Genomic DNA, 4,728 nt, shown 5'->3' on the forward strand with positions numbered 1-4,728 from the left:
CGAGGCTGCTCGGCAGGCAGACGAGGGTGATGCTCAGGCGGTTTGCCTCGTCGGGCCGCGGCCGGAAAAACTTTTCGCCGCGAACGCTTTGCGGTTTTTCTTCGTCGATCTGATAGCCCTGGCTGAGCAGGGCGCGCTTGCCGATTTCGCAGGCAGCTTCAGCATCCCGGTTGCTGTAATACTGGAACGGCGTCTCGCTGGAGAAGGCCTCGGACTGGTAGGAACGCGGCGCTTTCGTCGCCAGGCAGGCGCTCAGGCTCAGGCTGGCGAGCGCGGCCAGCGTGAGGGAACGGCACAGCGAGATGAGCGGGGATTTCATGGCTGCTTATTTTAAGGAATTTGTGGGTCAGCCGTGTGGCAAGCGCGCGGGGGATGGTTTTGGGCATTTGCCAAGCCATTTCATTTTTGGCCGTTTTTCCCGGTTGACCGCGCCCCGAAGGAAGCACCCTTGGGGTGTGGCAACCTCCCTAGCGGCTGCCCTTCCAGTTCGCCACGCAATTCTGGCGGAAATATTTCAAGGCGCGATCCATGTGGCTGTCCGGCATCTGCGGGTCGTTGTCGGCGAGATGGATTTCGGCGTCCGGCTGCAAATCCTGCGACCACATCAGCTTGAGGTCTTCGCGCTGCTCGAACGGGGCATGCTCGTCGATAAAGGCGAGCACCGCCTTGCTGTCGAAACCCTGGGTGCGGAAGGTGGCAATGATGCTCTTCGCCTCCTTGAGCAGGGCGGCGGCCTTCGCCGGATGGCCGGTGGCGACGTTGAGGAAAATGGTCGCCAGCACGGCCGGATCGTCGGCGTCGCCCTTGGTGATGCGCACCCATTCCTTGGCGACGAGCCGGTCGTAGGCGACGACGTCTTCTTCCGGCTGGTCGCGGACGAAAAAGGCGCCCTGGGCTTCGGCGTGGAGAATTTCGTCGGGCGATTTTTCCGGCGACTTGAGGCGCGGCAGGGCGTCATCGATGAAGCCCTGCATGGCCTGCCGGGTCATATCCTGGAAGGCGGTCGGCGCTTCGCGCAGGAAGGCATCGACGGTGGCTGGCTTGGGCTTGAAGCTTTTCTTGCGCAGCGCCTCAACGAGCTGGACGAACTCACGCTTCGACGGCATTTCCAGCGTTGTGGCGCCGACGTAGAGAAGCAGCATGGCCGAACGGATGACTTCTTCGGCGCTGTAGTCTTCGCATTCTTCCGGCCGGGTGTTCAGTTGCCGGGCCAGCCAGCGGGCAAAATCGATGCGCATCTGGTTGGCCTGGCATTGCGCGACCTGTGCCCGGTAGCGGGCGACGCTGAGCGGGAAGGCAAAGCTGCGCTCGTTGACGAAGATTTTCTGCCCCGGCGCGTCCACCTTGCGCGCATGCAGGCTGGTGTCGCCGGGCATCGCGTGCAGGCGCTTGAGCATTTCCGAACCGCCGCGCGAATGGGAGAGCAGCGTGTTGTCGCGCAGCGACATGGCGGCGGCGCGCAGGTCGCCGTTCGAGAAATCTTCGAGATAGAGGCTGATCAGGTTGGCCATGCGCATCACGGCGCTTTCGAGATCGGTGCGCAGGTAGGCGGTACCGAAATGGTCGGCAATCTGGACGATGCCCTTGGGCGCATCGGCTTCGATGCGGGCCATCGTTTCGCGCGTCAGGATGCCGTGCTCGAGCCCGTAGCGGACGGCTTTCTCGAAAAATGGCCGATCATCGACGAGCGCAACGGAGTTGTTGATTGCCGCCATCCTTAGAGCGCCGATTCCTCGTCATCCACCGCCGCGGCCGGAGCGGATTTCGGCTTGCTATCCTCGGCTTCGCCTTCCTCGAGCGCCTCGATGCGGTGCTGCAGGCGGTCGCGCAGGGTGATGACGATCTGCTCGAAAATGTCCGACAACTCGTAGCGCAGCACCCAGGCGGTTTCCTGCCAGTCGTGGTCGGCGATCTCCGAACGCGGCACTTTGGGGCGCGAACCGGCGATGGAGTTGCCTTCATGCAGGGCTTCGTCGATCTCTTCGATCTTTTCGTTAAGCCACGAGATCGACTTTGATTCATGGGCGTGCTCGGCATCAAAGTCTTCCGAGAAGACGCCGGACATGGCGAAAGCCAGCAATTCGTCGTCGCGCTCGGCGAAATAATTGGCCAGCACTTCGTAGCCACCATCAATCTCGCCGATCGCCTCTAGATACTCGGCGGTCATCTCCTCGTCGCGGTAAAGCACGGCGTTCATCATGCCGTGCAGGGCGGCGTGCGTCTGGTCGCGGTAGCGCGTTTCAAGGATGACGGCGCGGGCGAACTGCTCGGGCGTGACGAGCATGTTGACGACCGACTGCCTGGAGCCATCGAAGCCGCGCATGACGGCGAGCAAATCCTTCGGCGCAATATCGTTCATGACCTCGACCAGGGCGTCGTCGCCCTCGCTGTCGGCGATGTTGGCCAGCGCCGTTTCGGCGCCCTTGAGGTCGCCGGCCAGAATGAGCTGGGATGTCTTGAGTACAACGGGATGCGTCATGTCTTGCCTTATTAAATGGATCGTGTTCTGCGGGCCGGGGGTCAGGACTTGAGCGAATCGAAGCCCTGTTCGCCCAGCCAGTCATCGCCGGCTTCGGCCAGGTCGCGCTCACCACCGTCATCGTCGCGGCCGTCATCGTCATCGCTGGGCTCGCTGTCCGCATCCTCGTCACCGTCGGCGGCGACCGGCGGTGCACTGTGGTCAAACTGGCGGATGAATTCCAGGCAGGCGGCCGTCACCATGAAGTCGTCGCCAGCCCGCTCGGCCAACACGGCCGTCACATAAGGCGCCGCCCACGGGGCCACCGTGACGAGCGGGGAAACAGCGTCCCAGCCGGGGAAATCGCCGTCGTCCGGCTCACAGCCGACCACCGCCGTCATCGCCTTCGGGTTGGCGACGGAAAATGCGTCGTAGAACACCGGCACGACCATCTCCGGGGCGAATTCGATCATCGGCAGGATGGACGCCAGTTCCTGACGCTTTTCCTTGAGCCGGGCCTTGAGCGCCGACTTGCCTTCCGAATCGTTGAGCAGATCCTGGATTTCGGCGTCGTACGACGATGACAGCTCGGCAAAGTAATAAGATTTTTTCACTGCTGCATTTTTCCTAAATGGCTGGACCAGACTTCGCGCGCGACGGCCAGGGGGTCATCGATCAGGCTGGAGCGTCGCGTCTCGTCATAAACCTTGCGGCGATCAACATCCGCCAGCACTTCGTAAGCCTCCTGCACCTCGCGGAACTTGGCCGCCGCATCGGGCGCCGGGTTGCGGTCAGGGTGAAACTGCGCCGCCTTCTTGCGATAGGCCGTCTTGATCAGCTCAGTGGTCGCGTCGGGCGAGACGCCGAGCAAGCCGTAATAGTCTTTCATAGTCCCTTTGTCAGTGGTCAGGCTGGCACGTTGGTGCCCTGATTAGCCCGCCATTTTACGCCACTCCGCACATCCTCCCGTTTTCCGTGCGAATTGAGCCAGAGCCAGCGCGTGCACTTCGACTCCTCCCCCTTCAAGGGGGAGGCTGGGTGGGGGATGGGGTCTGAAATTGCAGGATCGTGCATGAATTAACCCATCCCCACCCCGGCCCTCCCCTTGAAGGGGAGGGAGTGAACAATTCAGCAATCACTTAAGCATCGAATAAAAACACGTGACTATTATTTATCAATAGCCACGCCTAGCATTCAGTCCATAGTTTTTCCCCGACGAATAACCCAGGAGACAAGACGATGGACCAGTCAAACCGCTACGCCGACCTCAGCCTGACCGAAGCCGAACTGATCGCCGGTGGCCGGCACATCCTCTGCGCCTACAAGATGAAGCCGAAGGCCGGCCACGGCTATCTCGAAGCCGCCGCCCACTTCGCCGCCGAGTCTTCGACCGGCACCAACGTCGAGGTGAGCACCACCGACGACTTCACCAAAGGCGTCGATGCGCTGGTTTATGACATCGACGAGGCGACCGAGGACACGCGCATCGCCTACCCGCTTGACTTGTTCGACCGCAACATGACCGACGGCCGCATAATGATGGCCTCCTTCCTGACGCTGACCATCGGCAACAACCAGGGCATGGGCGATATTGAATACGCCAAGCTGGTCGATTTTTACGTGCCGCGCCGCGCCATCGAGCTATTCGACGGGCCGGCCAAGGGCATCGCCGACCTCTGGCGCATCCTCGGCCGACCGGTGAAAGACGGCGGCTACATCGCCGGCACCATCATCAAGCCCAAGCTCGGCCTGCGCCCGGAACCCTTCGCCCGAGCCGCCTACGAGTTCTGGCTCGGTGGCGATTTCATCAAGAACGACGAGCCGCAGGGCAACCAGGTTTTCGCGCCGCTCAAGCAGACCATCCCGTTGGTCTACGACGCGATGAAACGGGCGATGGACGAAACCGGCGAAGCCAAGCTGTTCTCGATGAACATCACGGCCGACGACCATTTCGAAATGTGCGCCCGCGCCGATTTCGCCCTCGCCGCCTTCGGCCCCGATGCCGACAAGCTGGCCTTCCTGGTCGATGGCTACGTCGGCGGCCCGGGCATGATCACCACCGCCCGCCGGCAATACCCGAACCAGTACCTGCACTATCACCGGGCCGGCCACGGCGCCATCACCTCGCCGTCGTCGAAGCGCGGCTACACCGCCTACGTGCTGGCCAAGATGTCGCGTCTGCAAGGGGCTTCCGGCATCCACGTCGGCACCATGGGCTACGGCAAGATGGAAGGCGACAAGGACGACCGCGCCTGCGCCTACATCATCGA

General features: G+C 62.2%; 6 protein-coding genes. 1 reads left to right on the top strand and 5 read right to left on the bottom strand.

Features of this window, described 5'->3' with window-relative positions:
- The 5 genes from ADADOO_RS05065 to ADADOO_RS05085 form a co-directional block, all read right to left on the bottom strand.
- Positions 1 to 319, bottom strand: a 319-nt coding sequence (locus ADADOO_RS05065; protein WP_511275558.1) for a DUF2242 domain-containing protein, incomplete at its 3' end; no start/stop codon positions are given.
- A gap of 148 nt (positions 320 to 467) precedes the next feature.
- Positions 468 to 1,715, bottom strand: a complete 1,248-nt coding sequence (locus tag ADADOO_RS05070) for a hypothetical protein (RefSeq protein WP_511275560.1) — start codon at positions 1,713 to 1,715, stop codon at positions 468 to 470.
- Between the two features lie 2 nt (positions 1,716 to 1,717).
- Positions 1,718 to 2,479, bottom strand: coding sequence for a hypothetical protein (locus ADADOO_RS05075; protein WP_511275561.1), 762 nt, complete (start codon positions 2,477 to 2,479; stop codon positions 1,718 to 1,720).
- A 41-nt stretch (positions 2,480 to 2,520) separates the two neighbouring features.
- Entirely contained in the window at positions 2,521 to 3,072 is a 552-nt protein-coding gene (locus tag ADADOO_RS05080; RefSeq protein ID WP_511275563.1) for a hypothetical protein, read from the bottom strand.
- Complete coding sequence (locus ADADOO_RS05085; RefSeq protein WP_511275565.1) at positions 3,069 to 3,347, bottom strand: DnaJ domain-containing protein; 279 nt, start codon at positions 3,345 to 3,347, stop codon at positions 3,069 to 3,071. The genes ADADOO_RS05080 and ADADOO_RS05085 overlap by 4 nt, the downstream gene beginning before the upstream one ends.
- A gap of 350 nt (positions 3,348 to 3,697) precedes the next feature.
- Here ADADOO_RS05085 and ADADOO_RS05090 point away from each other — a divergent pair.
- Positions 3,698 to 4,728 (top strand): ribulose-bisphosphate carboxylase (locus tag ADADOO_RS05090; protein WP_511275566.1); only part of this gene is annotated, 1,031 nt, incomplete at its 3' end.

Source organism: Azonexus sp., assembly GCF_036170495.1.
Taxonomy (GTDB): domain Bacteria; phylum Pseudomonadota; class Gammaproteobacteria; order Burkholderiales; family Rhodocyclaceae; genus Azonexus.

Excerpts from the sequence above, each read along its gene's own strand:
- ADADOO_RS05085 (WP_511275565.1), bottom strand. The coding sequence starts at position 3,347 with ATGAAAGACTATTACGGCTTGCTCGGCGTCTCGCCCGACGCGACCACT.
- ADADOO_RS05075 (WP_511275561.1), bottom strand. The coding sequence starts at position 2,479 with ATGACGCATCCCGTTGTACTCAAGACATCCCAGCTCATTCTGGCCGGC.
- ADADOO_RS05070 (WP_511275560.1), bottom strand. The coding sequence starts at position 1,715 with ATGGCGGCAATCAACAACTCCGTTGCGCTCGTCGATGATCGGCCATTT.